This is a genomic window from Janthinobacterium sp. MP5059B, from assembly GCF_001758645.1.
GTDB lineage: Bacteria > Pseudomonadota > Gammaproteobacteria > Burkholderiales > Burkholderiaceae_D > Janthinobacterium > Janthinobacterium lividum.
On the sequence record NZ_LRHX01000012.1, the window covers coordinates 1 to 20,017 of the forward strand.

Consider the following 20,017-nt stretch of genomic DNA (forward strand, 5'->3'; position numbering starts at 1 on the left):
GGGGGGGGCCGTGGGCAAATCGGATACCAGCAGCGCCGGCGCCAGTACGCCGGCAGCGGTGCGCAAGAAAGATGCGCTGCCATTCATCCTGCTATACATCCTGCTGGCGGGCTTGCTGGCCGTGATAGGAGGGGCGGTACTGGCACCCCACTACCATGCCGTGCCGGCGCTGCTGTGGAGCCTGGGCTTTTGCGTCAGCGGCATGCTGCTGGGATTCCTGTTCGGCATACCGCGCAGCCTGCCATCGGGCACCGTCAACGCGGCGGCGCCCGACGAGCGGGCCAATGGAAAGGGCCGCCCCACGGACGAACCGCCCGCCGCCGGAGCCGATGCGGCGACGGCCAACGCCGGCAACACCCTGTTCCTGGGCACGCCCACGCCCATGGAAGTCAATTCGAACCTGGTGGAAGTGTCGGACTGGCTGACGAAAATCATCGTCGGCGTGGGCTTGATCGAGCTCAAAAGCCTGCCCGGCAGCGCGCGCAGCATGGCCGCCTTCATCGCGCCCAGCCTGGCCACCGACACGCCGACCGCCATGGCCGTGGTGGGCGGCATCATGCTGTTCTTTTCCGTGCATGGTTTTTTGATCGGCTACCTGCTCACGCGCATTTACCTGTCCATCATGATCAAGCGGGCCGACAGCATGGTCAAGAACGAATCCGTGCGCCTGGAGAGCGGCAAGGAAATCGAAGTGACGGAACTGAGCCGCTTGCAGCAAAAATCGCTCGAAGACATGCAGGAAGCCGTGACGCAGCTGCTGCTGGCCCATCCGCCGGACGGGGGCGCGGCCGTCACGGCCCTGGCCGGCATGCCGGCGGAGAAAAAGCAGGCAGGCCTGGTGCTGTGGCTGGACGACCATCCGCGCAACAATACCTTGCTGGTGGAGCAGCTGGAACGGGAAAACATCAAGGTAGACCAGGCGGTCTCGACGCGGCAGGCGCTGGCCATGCTGCAACAGAAGCACTATGCGCTGCTCATCACGGACATGGCACGGGTGGAGAACCGCCAGCGCATCAAGGATGCGGGCGTGCACACGGTGCGCGAAGTGCGGCAGGCCCAGCCCGCGTTGCCCATCATCGTGTATTGCAGCAAGGATACGGTCGCCAGCTACGGCACGGAAGCGGAAGCGGCCGGCGCCCGTTTCATCACCACGTCGGGCACCAGCCTGCTGGCGGCCGTCAACAAGCTATTGCATGACGAACGCCAGGACGGCGATCAATCCACCCTGTAACGGTAGCTGCCCACGTAATGGAGCGAACTGCGCTGCGGGTGCGCCATCTGATTCGGCGCAAACACGCACACGCTCGTGTCGGCCAGCACGCCCTGCGCGTCCGCGCACGCCTGCGCCAGCCAGCTGTCGCCATACGACACGCCATCGAGCAACTGCGCCAGCGGCCCTGGCGCCGCCAGCATCGCGCTTTCAACACAGGCCGGCTCATAGCCCGTGAGTCCCGTTTCCAGGAAGAACGGCGACGGCAATACATCGCCGTCTTCCGTGTATGTGGGCGCCAGGTAGGCCTGCAGCGCTTCCCAGCCGGGAAAGCGCCCGTTGCAGGCAAACACGTGGACGGTCGGCATGGTGGAAGACAAGCTTACAGCTTCTCCATCTTTTGCCGCACGCCCGGTGCCGTCGCAGCCGTCGGCGCCAGTTCCAGATAGGTTTTATAGGCCGCTTTCGCCTTGACGCCATCGCCGGCCTTGGCATACGCGTCGCCCAGGTTCAGATAGGCGATGGCGCGCGACGGATCCATCTTGACCGTGTTTTCAAACCAGCGGGCCGCTTCGCGGTATTTTTCCTGCTTGTAAAAAACAAAGCCCAGGTTATTTGCCGCCAGTGCGAAATCGGGCCGCAGTTTCAGCGCTTCCGTAAATTGCGCTTCCGCCGCCGCATATTGTTTCTCCTTGTACAGCTGCAAGCCACGGTCGTTGGCCCGCTGCGCCAGCTGGCGCGCCGACGTCGGCACAGCGCCCGGCGTGACGATCTTCTGTTCGCCGCCCTGCAAATCCTTCACCGTCACGCTGGCAGCCGCCGGTTTGGCGTCGAGCTTGCTGTTCAGGGCAATGGCTTCCGTCGACAGCTGCGTCGTGTTCGGGCTGAGGAACTCCGTCTCGCCCGGCAATTCAAACACGAAATCGCCCCCTTCCGAGCCCGGCAAGCTGCCGAAGGCGGGCGTCTGGTTCGATACGCTGGACACTGCCGGCGCCACGTAGGCCGCCAGTTCCGTGGCCGTAATGAGACCGTCGCCGTTCAGGTCGCCCTTGCCCGCCAAGCCTTGCAGCAAGGTCCACGTGAACACGGAGTGGCCATTCGGTCCGCCGTCGGCCACCAGCTGGTCGCCGCCGCCCGCCGTCAGCATTTGCCTGCCGATGCGCTTGGCGTTGTCGCGCAGGAAGGAACTGGAACCGGCACCGCGCGTCAGGCCCAGGCCGCTGTAGCAGGCATCCATGACAAAGAACGCGTGCTTGGCCGTCAGGCTTTCCGCGATATTCTGGATTTCCGTCATCGGGATCGCATCCGTGGCGAACTGCGCCGGATCGGAATCGACGGGCACGATGTAGCCGAGGTCGCGCCCGGAACTGAGCTTGCGCGTGGCGCCGTGGCCGGCGAAGAAGACGAAGATGCGGTCATTCTTTTGCACGCCGCCATGCGCCAGCTTGTCGTGGAAGGCGGCCAGGATATTGTTGCGCGTCGCTTCGCCATTTTTCAGGGTGACGACGCGCTCGGGCGCGAACGCAAACTTTTCAATCAGCGTTTCGCGGATGCCTTGCGCATCGCGCACCGCATATTGCAGTTTCGGCCACTTGGCGTAATCGTCGATGCCGATCACCACGGCCCAGGAATTGGCATAACCGGTGGTCACGGGCACTTTTTCCGGCGCAGGCGCCGAGCTTTTCGCCACCTGGAAGCTTGTGCCATCCCAGCCCGCGAATTGATAGCCTTCCGCGATCAGCTTGTCGAGCACGGCCGGCAAGGCTTTCACCGTGCGTTCGTGGATGTCGTGGAACAGAATGATGCCGCGCCCCGCCTTGTCGACGGAGGCCAGCACGCGGTTCGTGATCGAGCTGGGCACGGGGTCGGCCCAGTCCAGCGAATCGATATTCCACATCACGGACTTCAAATGCGCATCGGCCAGCGCGGCCATGCCTTCGCTGTTGCGCGCGCCATATGGAAAGCGGAACAGCGCGGCCCGCTCGGGACTGATCGCCTTCAACAGGGTGTCGGTGCCGAGGATTTCGCCCTTCAGCTTGTCGCCCGTCTGTTTCGACAACTGTGCGTGGCTAAAACTGTGGTTGCCCACGGCATAGCCTTCCTTCATCAGCTTGCGGCTCACTTCCGCGCCCGCGTTCAGCTTGGCGTGACCTTCCGCATCCAGGCTGCCCAGGTTGCGGCCCACGTTGAAGAACACGGCCGGCACGCCATACTGTTTCAGGATGGCGCTGATTTCTTCCGTGTAGCGGCGGTGCGGGCCGTCGTCAAAGGTCAGCACGATGGTTTTCTTCGGCAAGCCCAGGCCAAAGATTTCCGCCTCATCTTTTTTTGGCACCGGCTTGGCTTCGGGCACGGAACCAGCCGGCGGTACTGCATATGGCACGACGATGCCGTTTTCCTTGAGGATCTGTTCGCGGCTGTAGAGCTTTTTCAGCTGCGCCACGTAATCGTCCCACCGTTCGCGCTTGAGTTCGATCGCGCGCTGGCCCAGGTTGCCGAAGATTTGCCGGATTTCCTTCTCGTAATTGCGCTCGATCTCGCCCAGCGCATCGAGGTCTTCGGAAATGCGCTTGTGCAGCTTGATCGCCGGCAAGGACGAATCCTTGGCCACGTCGGCCAGCATGCTTTGCAGCAGTTCGCGGAAAGCCAGGCGGTCGGCGTCATACAGGCCGGGATCGGATTCGATATACGTCAATAAGCTGTCGAGCGCCTCGAAGCGGCCCGGATTGGTGGGCGCAGTCAATTGATCCAGCACAAGATCGAGCTTGGCGATGCGCTCCTGGTTTTCATGGAACAGCGCCTGCCCCACCTTGCGGGCTTCGTCGCGCGCGCCTTCCGGCAGGCTTTGCTCGTCGGCCAGCAGCACGATGATCTTGCGAAAATTGCCCAGCAAGTCGTGGAATTGGGCGGCCACGGCGGCCGTATCGACGGTCGACTGGGTGGCGGCGACCGGGCTGCCCGAGGCGGGTGCACCCGGCGTGGCGGTGGCGGCGGGACGGGTGTAGCTATAAATGCCGGCCCCAGCGGCGAGTGCCACGACGACGGTGGCGGCGATCTTGATCGGCTTGGAAGTCACAGGCTTGTCATTCCCTTCACATACTATGCATAGAATTCAGATGGCGCGGATGCGCCCGATGCATAATTGTAAAGCACGCTAGGCACAAGCTCAGCCCGCACGCTGAATTTGGGCAATAATATCGCTGAACACCTTCATAGATAGTGAAAACGGAAAAGACGATGCACAAGAAACTCTGCGCAGCCGCGCTGATGCTGGGCGTGGCCCTGATGCTGCTGCAACTGCGCGCGCATGCGGGCGATGGCACGGACAACGTCGTGGCCGGGCGCGTGTGCCTGCCGCACTGAGCCACGCCTCGCGCTGACGCTATACCTTGGCCGGCTCCCAGTAACTGGCCAGGCCCAGCTTTTTCAAGCCTGCCGCCACGAAGCGCGGTTCCAGCAATTCTTCCGCCGTCAACGGCAGGCGGATCAATTTTTGTTCCTGCGCAAACGCCAGCACCCGGCGGTAATGGCGGTACACGGCGTCGTCGTACAGGGGCGACCAGCGCTCCTTCCACTGCAAGCCTGGATCGTCATAGCTGCGCCGCACCACGCTGTCGGGCGTGCCGTTGCGCGTGCCATCCTTGATGATCGCTTCGCGGTTGCCGTCGAGCGCCGCCCAGTGCTGGGCCCGCAGCCAGGCCGTGGCCACCAGCTCGGCGATATCGGGATGGGCTTGCGTAAAATCGCGCCGCGCCCACAGTTCCGCGCGCATCTTGCGTTCCGGCAGTCCTTTGCTGGACCAGATGATGCGGCCGATGCCCTTGTCCTCCAGCGGATAGCCATTGATCATGAACAAGGCGTCGACGGCGCCCGTGGCCAGCGCGGCCGTGCCCGGCTTGAGGTCCATATTAATCAGGCGGAAATCCGTGGGCGACATGCGCTGGTCGGCGATCAGCTGGCGCAAGCCCAGTTCCCACGGCCGGCCCCGGTGCACGCTGATGCGCTTGCCTTTCAGCTCGGCCAATGACGTGGCGCGCGAACTGGTGGGCACCAGCAGGAACTGGTCCGTACCCCGCCCCGCCGGCACGATCACCTGCGTGCGCACGCCGCCCGCGTTCAGGATAACGGACGGCAAGTCGCCATACGCGGCCATGTCGATGCGCCCGCTGGCGAACGCTTCATTCATGGTGGCGCCCGTGTCGCCCGTGACGGGCAGCCATTCCAGCCGTACGCCCCGCTGCTTGAGTTCGCGCGCCAGCCAGCCTTCCTGCTGCACCCGGTAAGCGATGCCGCCCAGTTCCGCCTTGCCGTTTTCCGCAAAACCCGTCGAGGCGATGCGCAAGGCCGCCGGCGGCGCCCCCGCCTTCGCCGCAGATACCGCCTGTCCCGCCAGGGGCAGCAAGGCAAGCCCGCCCATCACCGTGCGTCGCCGCATCGCATTCTCCTCATCATCAAGCATGGCCACTGTCGACGTGCTTCCCGCTCAAGCCGCCCGGCGCGTCTGCGCCAGCGCTGCTTCGAAGGGACGGGGATCGATCCACGCGCGCACGTCGACCTTGCTGGGCAGGAAGTTCCAGCGGAACAGGAAGTCGCTGAAATCCTGCAAGCCCGCGACCGACGTTTCCGCCAGGTCCGTGTCCAGGCGCAGATGCGCATCCTTGCCGTAGGCTACCTGCACCCAGTGCTCGCTGGCATTCGATTCACGCGCGAGGAACCGCCGCGTCTCGTCCGCATGGCCGCGCGCCCACGCTTCTGCCCGCAGCACCTGCTCGACCAGGGTCACCGCGGAAGCAAAATGGTTGTCCAGCAGGTGCGCATCGACGCTCAGGGTGCGTGGCGTGCCGTTGTTGGCGCGGATCAAGGGTTCCGGATGGACGCCCGTGTCGATCACCGTGTGCAAGCCGAACTGCTGCGCCAGCTGGGCCGCCGAGGCGCCTTTCAGGAAGATGGCGTCCACTTCGCCCCGCAGCAGCCCCAGCAGTTCCGGGCTTTGGCCGCCGCGCCGCGCGCCGCTGAACAGATTCGTTGCCGCGCCCGTTTCCGGCGGCGTTTCGCTCTGGCCCGTGCTGACTACATAATCGACCAGTTCCACGTCCGCCACGGCCAGCCCTTCCAGGCTCAGCGCGTTTTCCAGCCCGCGCAAGGCTTGCGCGCGCGCAAAGTCGATCTGCGCCTTGCTCCATAATGGCAAGCCGAAACGCCGGCCCTTCAAGTCGCGTACCGTCTGGATGCCGCTACCGGGCAAGGTCAGTATCAGCTGCGTCTCGTCCGACCATGACAGGCCGATCACGCGCGTCTCGCGTCCCGCCGCGCGCGCCCACAGGGCCGGGATATTGCCGCCGTGACGCACGGAGTTCTGCAGGGTGTGGTCGAAATGCGATTCGCGCACGGCTTCCTGGTCCGACTCTCGCAAGGAGCGCAAGCTGGTGCCGTCGGCGCGCAAGGCCTCTTCCAGCCAGCCCTGCTGCAGAGAAATTCCCAGGCCCGTCGGGACGGGGCAGCGCGTGTACCACAGGGTGTCGAGTGCGTTGTTATTGCTCATCTTGTATCTCCAGAGTGGGTGGACCGGTCAAAAAGGAAACTACAGCGCCATCCTGCGCGCCCATTCATTGCCATCCCATGAGCTGCTGGGATCTACATCCTGCGCCACGGGCGCATGCGTGTCGTCCAGGTCGCTGAAATCCGCATGCAAGCCATCGCGGATGGCGACAAAGCCCGGAGATCCCCGCTGGCGCGGGTGGGCCAGCGGCACGTCCTGCACGCGGCGCACCTTGCCCGGACGCGCATCGAGCACGACGATGCGGTCGGCCAGGTACACGGCTTCATCGATGTCATGCGTGACCATCACCATAGTGATGCCCTCGTCCTGCCACAGCCGGCGCAGTTCCTGCTGCAAGCGCAAACGGGTCAGCGCGTCAAGCGCGCCAAGCGGCTCGTCCAGCAGCAGCACGTCGGGCCGCCCCACGAGGGCGCGGGCAATCGCGGCCCGCTGCGACATGCCGCCCGACAATTGATGCGGATACGCATCCGCATAGCCGTCGAGGCCCACGCGCGCAATTTCCGCCGCCACGCGCGATGCGCGCTCAGCCAATGGCACACGGGTATTGCTGAACGCCACGGCCACATTCTGCTGCACCGTCAGCCAGGGAAACAGGCGGTGATCCTGGAACACGAGGCCCCGGTGCAAGTCCGTGCCGCGGATGGGCACGCCATCGTGCAGCAGCAAGCCCATGTAGTCCGTGTCCAGGCCAGCCAGCAGGCGCAGCAAGGTGGACTTGCCGCAGCCGGACGCACCGACGATGGCAACGAATTCGCCCGGGGCAATCGTCAGCGAAATATCGTCGAGCACCAGCAGCGGCGCACCTTTCAGCGAAAACGACTTGCTCACGTGCTGCACTTGCAAGCCGCCGCTCAGGTGCCGCTGTTGCGGCGACAAGGCCGAAGGGGAAACGAAATCATTCATGGCGCACTCTCTGCAGTGGGGGCGAGGGAAGGAATGGCGGCGGGCGGCGCCCGGCGCAGCCAGCGGCTGCCGTGGAAAACCAGCCAGGCGGCCAGCCACGGCGCCAGCCAGATCAGGAATACATTGCGCAAGCCCGTCAGGTCGGCCAGGCGGCCCGCCGCCAGCGCCCCGGCCGTGCCGCCCACCATGCCGAACAGGGTCAAATGGGCGGAAACGCGGGCCTTGTCGACGGGGGCGCGGGCTATATTGTCTGTGTTGACTAGGTTATTCACGCCCAGGCCCAGTCCCAGCAGCACGGAGGCGGCCAGGTAGGCGATGCTGCTGGGCCACAAGCCGAGGATCAGCAAGGCGGCCATGATGGCCAGGTGGGCGCCGCCATACAATTGCTCGCGGTAGCGGCTGGCCAGCACGAAGCGCCCCAAGAACAGCAGCACCAGCACGCAGCTGAGTCCCTGCACGGCCATCAGCCAGACGGAATGATGCGCGGGCCAGTGCAGCACGCGGATGGCCAGCAGGATGGAAAACACGCCCACGCTGGACGCCGTGAAGCTGGCGAGGATCTCGAACAGGTAAGTCACGCGCACGATGGGCAGGCGCAGCAGTTCGCGCAAGCTGGCCGCGCCGGGCAGCAAGGCTTGGCCTTCCAGCTTGCGCGGCGCAGTATTACTCGGTAACACTTGCCAGCCCAGCACGGCCAGGATGGCGAACATCAGGGCGGAAATCAAGAAACCCGCCTTCAGCCCCAGCTGCGCGATCAGGTAATTGCCGCACAGGGGGCCGAGGAACTGCATGCCAAGAATTAATGTTCCCTTGTACCAGCCCGCCTTGCCCTGCCCCAGTTCCGGCAGGCGCACCAGAAACACAGTACTCATGGCCACGATGCGCAGCGAGATGCACAGGCCGACGAGAAACATCAGCAAGGCCACCCATTGCCAGCCGGGCAGCCACGGCAGCACGCAGAACGCCAGCGCCAGGCTCAGGCTGACGCCCGCATACAGATGCTTCGGGTTGCCGCGTGAAAGAATGTAGCCGGCCGGTATGGTACCCAGCGCCATGGCCAGGGTTTCCGCGCTGCTGATCGCGGCCAGCTGGAAATTGCTCACGTGCAAATGTAACCCCAGCAAGGTGGCCAGCACCTTGTTCATGCCGATGGTCACGCCCGACAGCAGGGTCAGGCCGATAAAACGCAGCAAGAAGGCGCGCAGCTCGCCTTCGCGCGCGCTGACAGCCGCGTCTGGCTGGAATGGCAACGATTCACTCACTGCTGCGCCCCTTCACCAGCAGGCGCGCGAGACGCGCGAACGCCACGTTCATCGCCTGCGCCAGCAAGGCGATCACGAGCACGGCCAGCAGGACGACGTCCATGCGGCCCGACACTTCGCCATTGAGCAGCAATGAACCCATGCCGGGACCGGCTGAAAACAGCAGCTCGCCGCCCAGGCAAGCGAGCCAGGCAAACGCCAGCGCATGCGTGACACCGGTGACAATGGCCGGCATGGCGCCCGGCAGCAAGATCTGGCGCAGGGTCTGCCAGCGCGTCAGGGTCAGCACCTGCCCCACTTCGCGCAAGCGTCCTTCCACCTGGCGCATGCCCGCATACGTGTTGAGCACGGTCGGGTAAAAGGCAGCGATGGCGATCACCAGCAGCTTGGCGCCGTCGCCATTGCCCACCCACAGGCCCAGCAAGGGTATCAGGCCCAGCAGCGGCACTTGGCGGATGCTGTGAAACAGCGGGCCGATCAGCCGGTCCGCCAGCGGCGACTGTGCCATCAGCGCGCCCGTGACGATGCCGGTGCTACCGCCCAGCAACAAGCCGGCCAGGGTGCGGCCCAGGCTAGCCTGCAAATGCACCCACAGCTCGCCCGTGATCACCAGGTCGCGCAAGCTGTGCGCCAGGTCGTCCAGGGACACAAAGATGTAGGCGGCGGCCGCGCCCTGGCCGGAAGCCCATTGCCAGGCGCCCAGCAAGGCCAGCGGCAGCAGCGCGCCTTTTATGAACAGTATCAAACGCTGCTTCATGCGACGCCTCCCTTGCCATCGCCGCTACGTTTCCAGCGCATCAGCCGTGCTTCCAGCGCATGGCAGAGCCGGTCCAGGCCGAAGCCGATCACGCCCGTCAGCACCACGCCCACCATCACCACGTCGAGGCGGAACATTTGGCGGCCCATTTCCATCATCTGCCCCAGGCCGCTGTCGGCGGCCAGCAATTCCGCGCCCACCAGCACCATCCACGAGCGCGACAGGGCGATGCGCATGCCCGTCAGCGCAGCCGGCACGATGGCTGGCAAGACGATCAGGCGGATGCGCTGCCAGCGCGAGAAGCAATACACTTGCGCCACCTCAAAGTAGCGCTGCGACAAGTTGCGGATGGCGTCATGCACGGCCAGCGCGACGATGAAGAAACTGGCCTTGGCCACGATAAACACTTTAAAACTCTCGCCTATGCCGAACAGCAAGATAAACAGGGGGATCAGGGCCACCGTCGGCAACTGGCGCAAGACGTTGAACGTGGGATCGACGTAGCTGCGCAAGCCAGGCGACAGGCCCAGCACGACGCCAAAGGCCAGGCCGCAGCTGGCGCCCAGGCCGAAACCGGCCAGCAGGCGAAACAGGCTGATGCCCAGGTGCTGGCCCAGTTCGCCGCTTTCGGCCAGGTCGCGGGCCGTCAGCAGTACTTGCCAGGGCGACATCAAGATGTGCGCAGGCATCCACTCGAACGTGGTGGCCGCCGTCCACAACAGCAGCAAGGCCAGCGGCGAGGCCCACACGGACCAGGGCGAGCGCACGAAGCGTCGCAGCCAGGGGATGGAGGCCGCACGCGCTGGCGCAGGGGCGCGGGGCAAGGCGATGGCGAGGGAAGTCATGGCGCCCAGTACGTTTGCAATTTCAGCTGCGCCAGCGCCTGGTTGACGAACTGGGGCGCGAACAGGCTGTCGACTTGCAGGGGCCGCGCAATCAGGCCCGCGCTCTTCGCATATGCCGCCTCGCCCACGTAATGCTGGCGCAGGCTGGCCGTAAACAGGGGCGACCAGCGCGCCTGCCATGGCGTATGGTCGCCCGCCAGTTCGCGCCGCACGACGCTTTCCACCTGGCCCGCCGCCGCCTCGGCGCGCACGTATTCGTCTTCGCCGCCGGCGCCGGCGGCCCGGTGGTGCTCGCGCACATACGCCGTCACCACCAGCTGGGCCAGTTGCGGCCAGCGTTGCAGGAAACCGCTGTCGGCCCACAGTTCGGCGCGCATCTTCCAGTCCTGCGGCGGCGCCTTGCTCGACCAAATGATCTTGCCCACCTTTTTATCTTCCAGCAGGAAGGCATCGCTGAGCGTAAAGAAGGCATCCGCGCCGCCCGTCGCCACGGCTGCCGCGCCCGCCTGCGGATTCAGGTTGAGGATCTTGACGTCGCGCAAGGTCATGCCGTTCGCTTCCAGCAGGCGCGCGAACGGATATTCCCACGGCCGGCCACGGTGCAGGGCGATCTTCTTGCCCTTCAAGTCCTTGATCGACTTGGCCGTCGAGCCGTTCGGCACCACGAGATAGGTATTGTTGGCGCTGCCGCCGGGCAGGATCAGCCGCGTCTGCAAGCCCGAGGCATTGGCGATAATCGACGGCAAGTCGCCATACTGGGCCAGGTCGATCGAACGGTTGGCAAACGCCTCGTTGACTTGCGTGGCCACGGAATTGGTCGTGACGGGCACCCACTCCAGCTTCACGCCCAGCTTGCCCAGCTCGGCCGCCAGCCAGCCCGTCGATGCCACCTGGGCGGCCGAGCCGGCAAACACGGTCTTGCCGGACGGCGCCGTGCGGGCCACGACGGCGATGCGCACGGCAGCCGGCGGTGTTTCGGCGGCGGCCGCCATCGCTGGCGCCAGCAGGCTGGCCGCCACAGCGGCGGCAAGCACTTTGCGCCAGCTCAAACGTAAGAATTTCAATGACATTGCGGGCCTGTTCGTGAAAGGGTTACACCAGGTCGGTGGCGGGCAGCAGCGACAAGGCGCGCGCCGTGTCGATCAGCTTGCTCATCTTCCATTGCTGCAGCAGCACGCCGGGGCCGAAATCGCGCGAACCGCCGATGGCTTCGGCCGCGATCTGGATCTTCGCGCCCTCTTCCAGCAGCAGGATGAACTCGGCCAGCTTCAGCAAGCCCTGCTTGCCCCACACGGTGGCGCCGCCATTCGCTTCCAGGATGGCCGTCGCATGCGTGTTGCGGGCGATTTCGCCAAGGATGAAATCGACTTCCGGCTGGCGGCGGTCGATATAGATGGGAATTTCGCGGATCAGCTGGAAGCGCTGTACGGGCACGTAGCGGATCGGCAGGGTGCGGTGCGTCTGCGCCCACGCGCCCAGCGACGGCGAATGCACGTGCGAGATCGACGTGACCTCCGGCCGCTCGCGGAACAGTTTCAGATAGCGCGCGCCGCCGTTGTTCGCGTCGCCCACGAGCACCGTGCCATCGAGCGCCAGCACGGCCGCCTTCAGGGGCTGGCCGCGGCGGAACGGGCCCGGATCGTTGACCACCACGACCTTGTCGCCGCCGGGCGTGCGCTCGACGAAGCCCACCGTGCCATTGGCCGTCAGGCTGCCCGTTTCGCGCAAGCCGTCGAAGGCGATCTGCGCATCGCGGCGCACCTGCTCCACGAAGGCCAGTTCGGCCGCCGTCAATTCCTGCACCTGTACTTGTTGTGCTTCCGCTTGTGCCACGTCCGTCATGTCATGCTCCATTCTTTGGGGTTGGGATACGGGTCAGTCCTGCCTCTACTTTCGCAAGACGCGTGCCAGCGCCGCGGCCAGTCAAATGGTGGAAGGCTGCTGCCTGCGCAACAGCGGCTGCTGGCGTGGCAGCAGCCGCGTGCGCACGCGCTGTCGGCAAGCCAGCAAGCGGCGCGGGCACGTTTCCTGCACGGTTCAAGGCTCCACCCACCACCAAGGAATTCCATGACTACCGCACCATCTCCTGCCGTCGATACCGTCTGGTTCACCCGCTGCCCCGTGCCCACGGCCACGGGCCTGGCCTATAAACTGGGCTGGCTGGACGAGGAATTCGCCCGCGACGGCATCGCCCTGAAAACCCTGCAGGAAGTGGGCGGCGAACTGGCGCGCCACCATTACGACCACGGCCTGTCCACGCTCGTGCGCGAAGGCGGCAACCTGCTGGCCCTGCCGGCACGCGCGCAAGGGGCGCCCACGCGCCTGATCGGCCTGACCTGGATCGATGAATGGCAAGCCATCCTCGTGCGCCCCGGTTCCGGCATCACGAAGCCCGCGCAGCTGCAGGGCAAGCGCCTGGCGCTGCCCGTGTTCCGTGCCGAGGACTTGCGCGAGAACCGGCGCGGGCGCAGCATCGCGCGCGGCATGAGCCTGGCCGGCTACAAGGGCGTGCTGGCGTCGGCCGGCCTCACGCTCGACGATGTGCAACTGGTGGAGGTGGGCGCTGACGCCCAGGCATCGGTCAATCTGGGTGCGGGCCTGTGGCAAGGCATCGCCCCGCTGCTGCGCGGCGAGGTCGACGCCGTCTACGTGAAAGGCGCGGCGGCGGCCGAAGCGGCCCGCGCGGCGGGACTGGAAGTGGGCATCGATATCGACGCCCTGCCCGACCGGCGCTTCCGCGTGAACAACGGCACGCCGCGCCCGATCACCGTGCATGAAACGATGCTGGAACAACATTTCGAGCTGGTCGTGCGCTTCCTGACGCAAACCCTGCGCGCCGCCCAATGGGCGCGCAGCCACCAGGCCGACGTGCTGGCCATCCTGCAGGGCGAGACGCGGGCCGGCGCCGACGCCGTGGCCGAAGCCTACCGCGACGGTTTTCATTTGACCCTGGCGCCCGACCTGTCCGACGAGAAGGTGGCGCTGTTCCGCCAGCAGAAGGATTTTCAGCTGCAGCACGGTTTCCTCGACCGCGACGTCGATATCGAGCGCTGGATCGACCGCCGGCCGTTGGAAGAGGCGCAGCGGCGGCTGGACGCGCTGCTGCAAGTGGCGGCATAAAAGCACAAGGCCGGCGAATTCGCCGGCCTTTTTACATCAGGCAGCCACGCTCAGAACTGGATCGTGTACGACGCCCCCACCGTGCGGCCCTGGCCGATGATGACGGTGTCGCCATTGACGGCGCCCGGCACGAAGCTGGTGAGCGTATGGTTGCGGTAGACCTTGTCGGCCAGGTTGTTTGCATACGCCGTGATGCGGTGTTTGCCGCCCGGGAGCACATACGACAGGCGCGCATTGGCCAGCGCGAAGCCGCCCTGGTTCAGCAAGCCGCGCGCGTCGCTTTGCGGGTCGACATAGTAGTACTGCTTGGACGTATAGCGCACGTCGCCGCTGAAGACCAGCTGAGCGCCATTGCCCAGCGGGTAGCGGTAATCGGCCGCCAGCAATGCCGTCACGTGGGGCGAGCGCACGAATTCGTTGCCGGAGCGGTCGCCGCCATTGTTCTGGATGGCGAAATCGTCGAATTCCGTGCGCAGCAGGCCGATATTGGCGTTGATGTGCAGGTTGTCCGTCGGCTGCGCCTCGATCTCGAATTCCGCGCCATTCACATGGGCCTTGCGCACGTTCTGCAGGTAATTGACGCTTTGCGTGGGGTCGCCGTTGTACACGCCCGTGATATTGACCTGCACGTTCTTGTAATCATAGTGGAAGACGTTGGCGTTGAAATTCAGGCGTCCGTCCAGCCATTCCGACTTGATGCCCGCCTCGAACGAGTTCAGGGTTTCCGGCTTCACCGTATTCAATGCTCGCACGTCCGTGGCGCTCGTGTTGTAGCCGCCGGACTTGATGCCGTGCGCGTATTTCAGGTAGCCGCGCAGGGTGCGGCTGAAGCGGTATTCGGGCGTCACGTCGTACGTCAGCGCATTCCACGTGGTCGACGGATTCGACGTGAAATTGTTGTTGGCGACCGAGGCGGCCGCGTAATTGCCGCCCTTGACCGTGTTCCACCAGTTGGCCGCATCGCCAAACGTCACCGTGTTCGATGCGGCCTGCACGCGCCGCAAATCGAGATCCTTGGTTTCCGTCGTCCAGCGCAGGCCAAACGTGGACAGGAACTGCTCGCTGAAGTTGATGGTCGTGCTGCCGAAGATGGCCGCGCTGCGCGCCTTGTGCTGGTAGATGGTGCGGTTGTAGCCGACGGGCTGCGTGCTGCCCGCCAGCGCCGGCACGGTGCCGTTGGGCAGGCGCGCACCGGCCGAATCGGAATCGATCTTTTCATTGAAGTAGAACAGCCCCGCGACCCAGCTCACGGCGCCGTTTTGCGGCGATGTGAGGCGCAGCTCCTGCGACACTTGCCGGCTGCTGGCCTTCGAGCGGCTGCGGCCCACTTCCAGCGGCGTGTTGTCGCTGTCGCCCGTCGCTTCGTTGCGGAAGTTTTCATAGCCCGTGATCGACGTCAGGGTCAGCTCGCCCAGCGCGTATTCCAGGTTCAGCTGCGCGCCGCCTTGCGTCACGTCGCTGTCGGCCGGCGCATTCGTGCTCACGTCATCGGGATTGGTGCTGGGGATGTAGCCGTTGCGGTAGACGCCATTCGCGCCATAGCTGGCCACCGTGGTGGTGGCGCCCTTGGTCGTGTAGTCGCGGTAATGCAGGTTCAGGTTTGCCGTCAGGTCGCGCCCGATCAGTGCCTTGAGCTGGCCGCGGATGGCGCTGTCCTTGAGCTTTCCATCGCGCTCGCCCGTAAACTGGTTGTTGAAGCGCCCCTTGTCCTGCTGCTCCGTGTGGAAGGACAGGCGCCCCGCCAGCACGTCGTCGACCAGCGCGCCGCCGATGGCGCCTTCGGCCAGCTTGGTGTCGTAGCTGCTGTAGTCCAGCTTGGCGTAGCCGCTGGACTTGAACGAGGGCTTGCGCGAAATGACATTGATGGCGCCGCCCGTCGTGTTCTTGCCCCACAAGGTGCCTTGCGGCCCGCGCAGCACTTCCACCCGGTCCAGGTCGAACAGGGGAAAGCCCGTGGCGCTGGAATTGCTGATGTAGACGTCGTCGAGGTAAAAGCCGACGGGGTTCGGAAAATCGATTTGCTGCTGGCCCGCACCGACGCCGCGTATCCACCAGCGCGGGCGGCCATGCTGCTGCGTGCCGGCCGAGGCGTTTGGCACGTAATTGAGGATTTCGCTGGCCGAACGGCCGATGCCCGTATCGAGCAGCTCCTTGCCGCCCAATACAGTGATCGCGCTCGGCACTTTTTGCGCCGATTCCTCGCGCTTTTGCGCCGTCACCGTCACCGATTGCAGGGAGGCGCCCTCGCCCCCACCGTTCGCGTCGGCCGCGGCAATGACATCGGCGCCAGGCGTTTCCGCATGCGCCATGCCGTGGACGAGCATCAGCCCGCCGATGGCGAAGGCCGAGCGCAGCGCGCGGCGCACTGGCGTCAAATGAAGAGGAGATGGGGAGAAGGCGGCGGGGGCAGTCGAACGGCGCATGGGTGATTATCCTTGAGTAAAGTCAAAACGCGAGATGGTGATGACTGGTATTGCAAGGGTCATGCCCGCTGCCGCAGCGCAGCAAAATGGGAGTCAAGTGATTGATTTCAAAGGAAGACTATCGTGATGATAGTGCTGTTGATTTGGCAGCAGCGGCGCTGCCGCGTGCTGCCTGCGCGACAGCAGGCGGTGGCGCTGCTGTCGCGGCAACAGGGGAATGCCTCAGGCGGCGCGCAAGAGTGCCGCCGTATGCCCGCGAACGAGGGGCAGCACTTCTTCGCCCACGCGATAGGCTTCTTCCAGGTGCGGCGTGCTGGCCAGGATGAAAGCGTCGGCGCCCAGTTGCACCAGTTCGTCGAGGCGTTCGGCCACCTGCTGGTAGCTGCCGACAATGCCCTGCGTCTGCCCGCCGCGCAGCAGATTGAAGCCGGACCAGATGTTCGGCGCCGTGATCAGGTCCTTGTAGCTGTTCAGGGTCGTCGGGCGGTTGCCGCGCTGGCGCGCCGCGCCCACGGAATCGCCGCCATCGGCGCCGAGGAACTGGCGCAGGGTGGCCGCATCGACGGCCTCGAAACCCTTGCGCACCTCGTCCCATGCCTCTTCTTCCGTGGCGCGGGCCACGATGTCGACGCGCACGGCGCACTTGATCTTGCGGCCCAGCAGCGCCGTCTTTTCATGCACGCGGGCGAATTTCTCGCGCAGCTGCTCGAACGGTTCCAGCCACGTCAGGTAGTAATCGGCGTGCTTGGACGCCGAGCCGAGGGCCGCGTCGGACGAGCCGGAAAAATAAATCTCGGGCAAATCCTGCTCCGACAGCGGCGTGGCCAGTCCCGCATCTTCCACCTGGTAGAACTTGCCCTGGTAGGAAAACGGCCCTCCGCGCCACACGCCGCGCACCACGTCGAGAAATTCCGTCGTGCGCGTGTAGCGGTCGTCGTGGCCGGCCGAATCGCCCCACCACAGTTGCGCCGGACCGCCGCCGCCCGTGATCACGTTGTACAGGGCGCGCCCGCCCGTGGCCCGCTGCAGGCTGGCCGTCATGCGCGCGGCCACCACGGGGTTCAGGAAACCGGGCTGGAACGGGATCATGAAGCGGAAGGTGCGCGTCTCGCGCGCCAGCAGCGCAGAAATCGCCCACGGCTCGTCCGTCATGGGGAAGGACGGGATCAAACCGCCCTGGAAGCCCGATATTTCAGCGGCGCGGGCGATCTCGGCCAGGTAGTCAATATACGTAAAGCCGTCGGCGCCGCCGCCACCGAGGCCGGACTGGCGCAGGTTGTCATTGCCGGGAAACCAGTCGCCGCGAAACGGCGTGCGGGCGCGATGCGAACTCGGTTCGCCATGCGTGGGGATGCGCCAGAAGAAATCGATAGCCATGCAGGTACTCCTTCAGTAGGTTGGATACAGGAACTCAGGCCGCTTGCAGCTGCGCGCGCAACGCTGCCCGCACGCGGGGCAGCACGTGCTCGCCGATGCGGTAGGCTTCCTCGAAATGGGGAATGGCAGCCAGCACGAAGCTGGACACGCCGGCCTGCGCATACGCCTCCAGCGCGGCACTGACCTGTGCATAGCTGCCGACCAGGGCGCCGTGGGCGCCCGTTTGCGCTTGCGCAAAGCCGGGCCAGAAGGCTGCGGCACTGCCGTCGAATGGCGCATCGTCGGGCAGCCCTGCCCCGCTGCGGTAGCGGCGCGCGTCGCGCAAGGCTTCGTCGAAGGTTTCACGCGCCAGCACGTCGATGCGCAAGCCCGCCGCCACGGCGCGGCCCAGCTGGCGCGCCTGCGCTTGCAGGCTGTCGATGGCAGGCTGCAAATCCGCCTGCGGCGCCGCATCGAACACGTGCACGTCGGCCTGGCGTGCCGACAGGGCCAGCGCTTCGGGCGACTCGCCGGTCAGATAGATGCCGTTGACGGGATGGTTCGCCAGCGGCCCCTTGAAGCCGCCGTCCTGCACTTCGAAGAACTTGCCCTTGAAGCTGAACGGCGACGTATTCTGCACCCCGCGCGCCACCGTGATGAATTCATCGATGCGCGGCAGGATGTCGGCCTCCTGCGCCGCATCGCTCTGGCGCCGGCGCGCTGCCGCATCGCCGCCATGGCCGATCTGCCAGGCGAAGCGTCCGCCCGTGAAGCGCTGGAAGCTGACGGCGTTCTTTGCCGCATACACGGCCGAACCCCAGGCGGCGTCGAATTCGGCGATCAGTTTCAAATGGCGCGTGCTGCGGGCCAGGTAGCCCGCGACGATCCAGCTTTCATCGCCCTGCATATCGTGGCGTATCTGGATGCCGTCGAAACCAGACAGGTCGGCTGCGCGGGCGATCTGGTGCAGGTAATCGAAATAATTGAAGGGCGGACGCGCGCCGCGCGGGTCGCTCACGCCCGCCTGCAAGGGACTGGGCGCGCCGGCGGCCCGTTCGCCCCTGCGCGTGATGCCGGGTGCCGCGTGACGGCCATCGCCGCTGGTGGGCAATTGCCAGATGAATTCTATGGTCATGCATGGACTCCTGTCGTGGGTCGAAGAAAACACCGCTATGCGCTTTGGATACCTGCGCGCAGCGGCCTGCCTTCCCTCCTCGCAGAAAACATGCCATGCCGCAGATGCCCGCCGCTGCCCGCCGCTGTTGATTTGGCAGCAACCGGCTGCAGCCAGGGCAGCAGCATGCTGCGCGCGCAGCAGCCATGAAAAAAGCCGGAGCCGCATCGCTGCGGGTCCGGCTCCAGGAAGTGCATCATGCGCCTAGTCGATGGCGCCCGCCTTTTTCAAAAAGGTGCGCAGGATGTTGCGGCTCAGGTTCAGGTGCCTGGCCGTGCGCACCTGGTTGCGCTCATTGCGCTCCCACGCGGCGCGCACCAGTTCCTGCTGCATGGCTTCGAATTCCACTGCCTCGCCCGAGTCGAGCAAGGCTTGCCAGGCGCGGGCGAAGCGCTCGGCCGCCAATAAATCGTCCTGGCCGGACGCGCCGTGGGCCGCATAGGCGATATCGGCACCGCCGGCCCAGGCGTCTGGAACAGGTATAGCGGCCGGTGCTGCAGCAGGCGCCCTGTGCCAGCCTGACAAACTCAAGTCCTCGGCGCGCACGACGCCGCTGCGGCACACGAGCAGCGCGCGGTGGATGACGTTTTCCAGTTCGCGGATATTGCCCGGCCATGGATAAGCGAGGAAGGCTTGCTGCGCGTCGGGGCCCAGCTCCACCTCGCCCAGGTGCAATCGCTGCGCATAGATGGCCATGAAATGGCGCGTCAGCGGCATGATGTCGCCCGGGCGCTCGCGCAAGGGGCGTAGCGGCAGGCCGATCACCTGCAAGCGGTAATACAGGTCTTCGCGGAAGCGCCCGGCCCGCACGGCTTCGGCCAGGTCCACGTTGGTGGCGGCGATCAGGCGCACATCGATGGGGATGGCGCGCCGCGCGCCCAGGCGCACCACTTCGCGCTCCTGCAGCACGCGCAGCAGCTTGACCTGCATCGCCAGCGGCAAGTCGCCGATTTCATCGAGGAACAGGGTGCCGCCGCTGGCCGTCTCGAACCAGCCGGGCTTGCCCTGCTGCGCGCCCGTAAACGCGCCCTTTTCATAGCCAAACAGTTCGCTCTCGACGAGGGTTTCGGAAAACGCGCCGCAGTTGATCGCCACAAAGGTCTGTTCGGCGCGCCCGCTCAAGCCGTGCACGTGGCGCGCGATGAGTTCTTTTCCCGTCCCCGTTTCGCCCGTGATCAGCACCGTCGCCTCGCTGGGGGCGATGCGTTCGATCAGCTCGTGCAACTGGCGCGAACGGGGGTCGGCAAAGACAAAGGCCGTGGCGCGCACCAGCAAGCTCATTTGCTGCGGGTCGCGGAAGGCGACCAGCGCCTCGCTGTCGCCGTCATCGCCGGCGCCACGGGCAAGGTGGGCGCTGCGCGCGAAATCGCTGCTGAAGTTGTGGGCTAAGAGTTCCATGGGCCGACT

General features: G+C 65.4%; 17 protein-coding genes. 3 read left to right on the plus strand and 14 right to left on the minus strand.

What is annotated here, in order from left to right; all coding sequences use genetic code 11:
• Positions 1-1,231, plus strand: a 1,231-nt coding sequence (locus tag JAB1_RS15060) for a response regulator (RefSeq protein WP_070280497.1), incomplete at its 5' end; no start/stop codon positions are given.
• On the opposite strand, the gene JAB1_RS15065 is transcribed toward JAB1_RS15060, so the two are convergent.
• Together JAB1_RS15065 and JAB1_RS15070 are read right to left on the minus strand one after the other, a co-directional pair.
• Positions 1,216-1,590: an immunity 22 family protein gene (locus JAB1_RS15065; RefSeq protein WP_139144570.1), complete on the minus strand. Its 375-nt coding sequence runs from the start codon at positions 1,588-1,590 to the stop codon at positions 1,216-1,218. The genes JAB1_RS15060 and JAB1_RS15065 overlap by 16 nt on opposite strands.
• Before the next feature lie 2 nt (positions 1,591-1,592).
• Positions 1,593-4,286, minus strand: a complete 2,694-nt coding sequence (locus JAB1_RS15070) for a polysaccharide deacetylase family protein (RefSeq protein ID WP_070280502.1) — start codon at positions 4,284-4,286, stop codon at positions 1,593-1,595.
• A gap of 161 nt (positions 4,287-4,447) precedes the next feature.
• On the opposite strand from JAB1_RS15070, the gene JAB1_RS30555 reads away from it, so the two are divergent.
• Positions 4,448-4,573 carry a hypothetical protein gene (locus tag JAB1_RS30555; RefSeq protein ID WP_256608825.1) on the plus strand — a complete coding sequence of 42 codons (126 nt, stop codon included), beginning with the start codon at positions 4,448-4,450 and terminating at the stop codon, positions 4,571-4,573.
• 19 nt (positions 4,574-4,592) lie between these two features.
• On the opposite strand, the gene JAB1_RS15075 is transcribed toward JAB1_RS30555, so the two are convergent.
• The 8 genes from JAB1_RS15075 to JAB1_RS15110 are packed head-to-tail and all read right to left on the minus strand — an operon-like array spanning position 4,593 to position 12,379.
• On the minus strand, positions 4,593-5,645 hold the full coding sequence (locus tag JAB1_RS15075; RefSeq protein ID WP_071653363.1) for an ABC transporter substrate-binding protein: 1,053 nt from the start codon (positions 5,643-5,645) through the stop codon (positions 4,593-4,595).
• A 48-nt stretch (positions 5,646-5,693) separates the two neighbouring features.
• Entirely contained in the window at positions 5,694-6,752 is a 1,059-nt protein-coding gene (locus JAB1_RS15080) for an ABC transporter substrate-binding protein (RefSeq protein ID WP_070280506.1), read from the minus strand.
• A 39-nt stretch (positions 6,753-6,791) separates the two neighbouring features.
• Positions 6,792-7,673: an ABC transporter ATP-binding protein gene (locus JAB1_RS15085; RefSeq protein WP_070280511.1), complete on the minus strand. Its 882-nt coding sequence runs from the start codon at positions 7,671-7,673 to the stop codon at positions 6,792-6,794.
• Positions 7,670-8,935, minus strand: coding sequence for an MFS transporter (locus JAB1_RS15090; RefSeq protein ID WP_099393809.1), 1,266 nt, complete (start codon positions 8,933-8,935; stop codon positions 7,670-7,672). Before JAB1_RS15090 ends, JAB1_RS15085 begins: the two co-directional genes overlap by 4 nt.
• Positions 8,928-9,692: an ABC transporter permease subunit gene (locus JAB1_RS15095; RefSeq protein ID WP_070280515.1), complete on the minus strand. Its 765-nt coding sequence runs from the start codon at positions 9,690-9,692 to the stop codon at positions 8,928-8,930. Before JAB1_RS15095 ends, JAB1_RS15090 begins: the two co-directional genes overlap by 8 nt.
• The gene (locus tag JAB1_RS15100; protein ID WP_083299761.1) at positions 9,689-10,537 is read right to left on the minus strand and encodes an ABC transporter permease; all 849 of its coding nucleotides are present in this window, start codon (positions 10,535-10,537) and stop codon (positions 9,689-9,691) included. Before JAB1_RS15100 ends, JAB1_RS15095 begins: the two co-directional genes overlap by 4 nt.
• Complete coding sequence (locus JAB1_RS15105; protein ID WP_070280517.1) at positions 10,534-11,607, minus strand: PhnD/SsuA/transferrin family substrate-binding protein; 1,074 nt, start codon at positions 11,605-11,607, stop codon at positions 10,534-10,536. Before JAB1_RS15105 ends, JAB1_RS15100 begins: the two co-directional genes overlap by 4 nt.
• 22 nt (positions 11,608-11,629) lie before the next feature.
• On the minus strand, positions 11,630-12,379 hold the full coding sequence (locus tag JAB1_RS15110) for a class II aldolase/adducin family protein (protein ID WP_070280518.1): 750 nt from the start codon (positions 12,377-12,379) through the stop codon (positions 11,630-11,632).
• A 225-nt stretch (positions 12,380-12,604) separates the two neighbouring features.
• Between JAB1_RS15110 and JAB1_RS15115 the strand changes: the two genes are divergently transcribed.
• On the plus strand, positions 12,605-13,657 hold the full coding sequence (locus JAB1_RS15115) for an ABC transporter substrate-binding protein (RefSeq protein WP_070280520.1): 1,053 nt from the start codon (positions 12,605-12,607) through the stop codon (positions 13,655-13,657).
• 50 nt (positions 13,658-13,707) lie between these two features.
• On the opposite strand, the gene JAB1_RS15120 is transcribed toward JAB1_RS15115, so the two are convergent.
• From JAB1_RS15120 to JAB1_RS15135, 4 genes are all read right to left on the minus strand, one after another.
• Entirely contained in the window at positions 13,708-16,080 is a 2,373-nt protein-coding gene (locus tag JAB1_RS15120; RefSeq protein ID WP_070280522.1) for a TonB-dependent receptor, read from the minus strand.
• Between the two features lie 222 nt (positions 16,081-16,302).
• A complete protein-coding gene (locus JAB1_RS15125) occupies positions 16,303-17,457 on the minus strand; it encodes an LLM class flavin-dependent oxidoreductase (RefSeq protein ID WP_070280525.1) in 1,155 nt (384 codons plus the stop codon).
• Between the two features lie 34 nt (positions 17,458-17,491).
• Positions 17,492-18,571, minus strand: a complete 1,080-nt coding sequence (locus JAB1_RS15130; protein ID WP_070280527.1) for an LLM class flavin-dependent oxidoreductase — start codon at positions 18,569-18,571, stop codon at positions 17,492-17,494.
• Between the two features lie 243 nt (positions 18,572-18,814).
• Positions 18,815-19,891, minus strand: a complete 1,077-nt coding sequence (locus JAB1_RS15135) for a sigma 54-interacting transcriptional regulator (RefSeq protein ID WP_070280781.1) — start codon at positions 19,889-19,891, stop codon at positions 18,815-18,817.
• Between the last annotated feature and the right edge of the window lie 126 nt (positions 19,892-20,017).

What these genes read in the sequence shown, in the direction of transcription:
- JAB1_RS30555 (WP_256608825.1), top strand. Translation starts at nt 4,448, where the DNA reads ATGCACAAGAAACTCTGCGCAGCCGCGCTGATGCTGGGCGTGGCCCTG.
- JAB1_RS15075 (WP_071653363.1), bottom strand. Translation starts at nt 5,645, where the DNA reads ATGCGGCGACGCACGGTGATGGGCGGGCTTGCCTTGCTGCCCCTGGCG.
- JAB1_RS15080 (WP_070280506.1), bottom strand. Translation starts at nt 6,752, where the DNA reads ATGAGCAATAACAACGCACTCGACACCCTGTGGTACACGCGCTGCCCC.
- JAB1_RS15085 (WP_070280511.1), bottom strand. Translation starts at nt 7,673, where the DNA reads ATGAATGATTTCGTTTCCCCTTCGGCCTTGTCGCCGCAACAGCGGCAC.
- JAB1_RS15095 (WP_070280515.1), bottom strand. Translation starts at nt 9,692, where the DNA reads ATGAAGCAGCGTTTGATACTGTTCATAAAAGGCGCGCTGCTGCCGCTG.
- JAB1_RS15100 (WP_083299761.1), bottom strand. Translation starts at nt 10,537, where the DNA reads ATGACTTCCCTCGCCATCGCCTTGCCCCGCGCCCCTGCGCCAGCGCGT.
- JAB1_RS15105 (WP_070280517.1), bottom strand. Translation starts at nt 11,607, where the DNA reads ATGTCATTGAAATTCTTACGTTTGAGCTGGCGCAAAGTGCTTGCCGCC.
- JAB1_RS15110 (WP_070280518.1), bottom strand. Translation starts at nt 12,379, where the DNA reads ATGACGGACGTGGCACAAGCGGAAGCACAACAAGTACAGGTGCAGGAA.
- JAB1_RS15115 (WP_070280520.1), top strand. Translation starts at nt 12,605, where the DNA reads ATGACTACCGCACCATCTCCTGCCGTCGATACCGTCTGGTTCACCCGC.
- JAB1_RS15120 (WP_070280522.1), bottom strand. Translation starts at nt 16,080, where the DNA reads ATGCGCCGTTCGACTGCCCCCGCCGCCTTCTCCCCATCTCCTCTTCAT.
- JAB1_RS15125 (WP_070280525.1), bottom strand. Translation starts at nt 17,457, where the DNA reads ATGGCTATCGATTTCTTCTGGCGCATCCCCACGCATGGCGAACCGAGT.
- JAB1_RS15130 (WP_070280527.1), bottom strand. Translation starts at nt 18,571, where the DNA reads ATGACCATAGAATTCATCTGGCAATTGCCCACCAGCGGCGATGGCCGT.
- JAB1_RS15135 (WP_070280781.1), bottom strand. Translation starts at nt 19,891, where the DNA reads ATGAGCTTGCTGGTGCGCGCCACGGCCTTTGTCTTTGCCGACCCCCGT.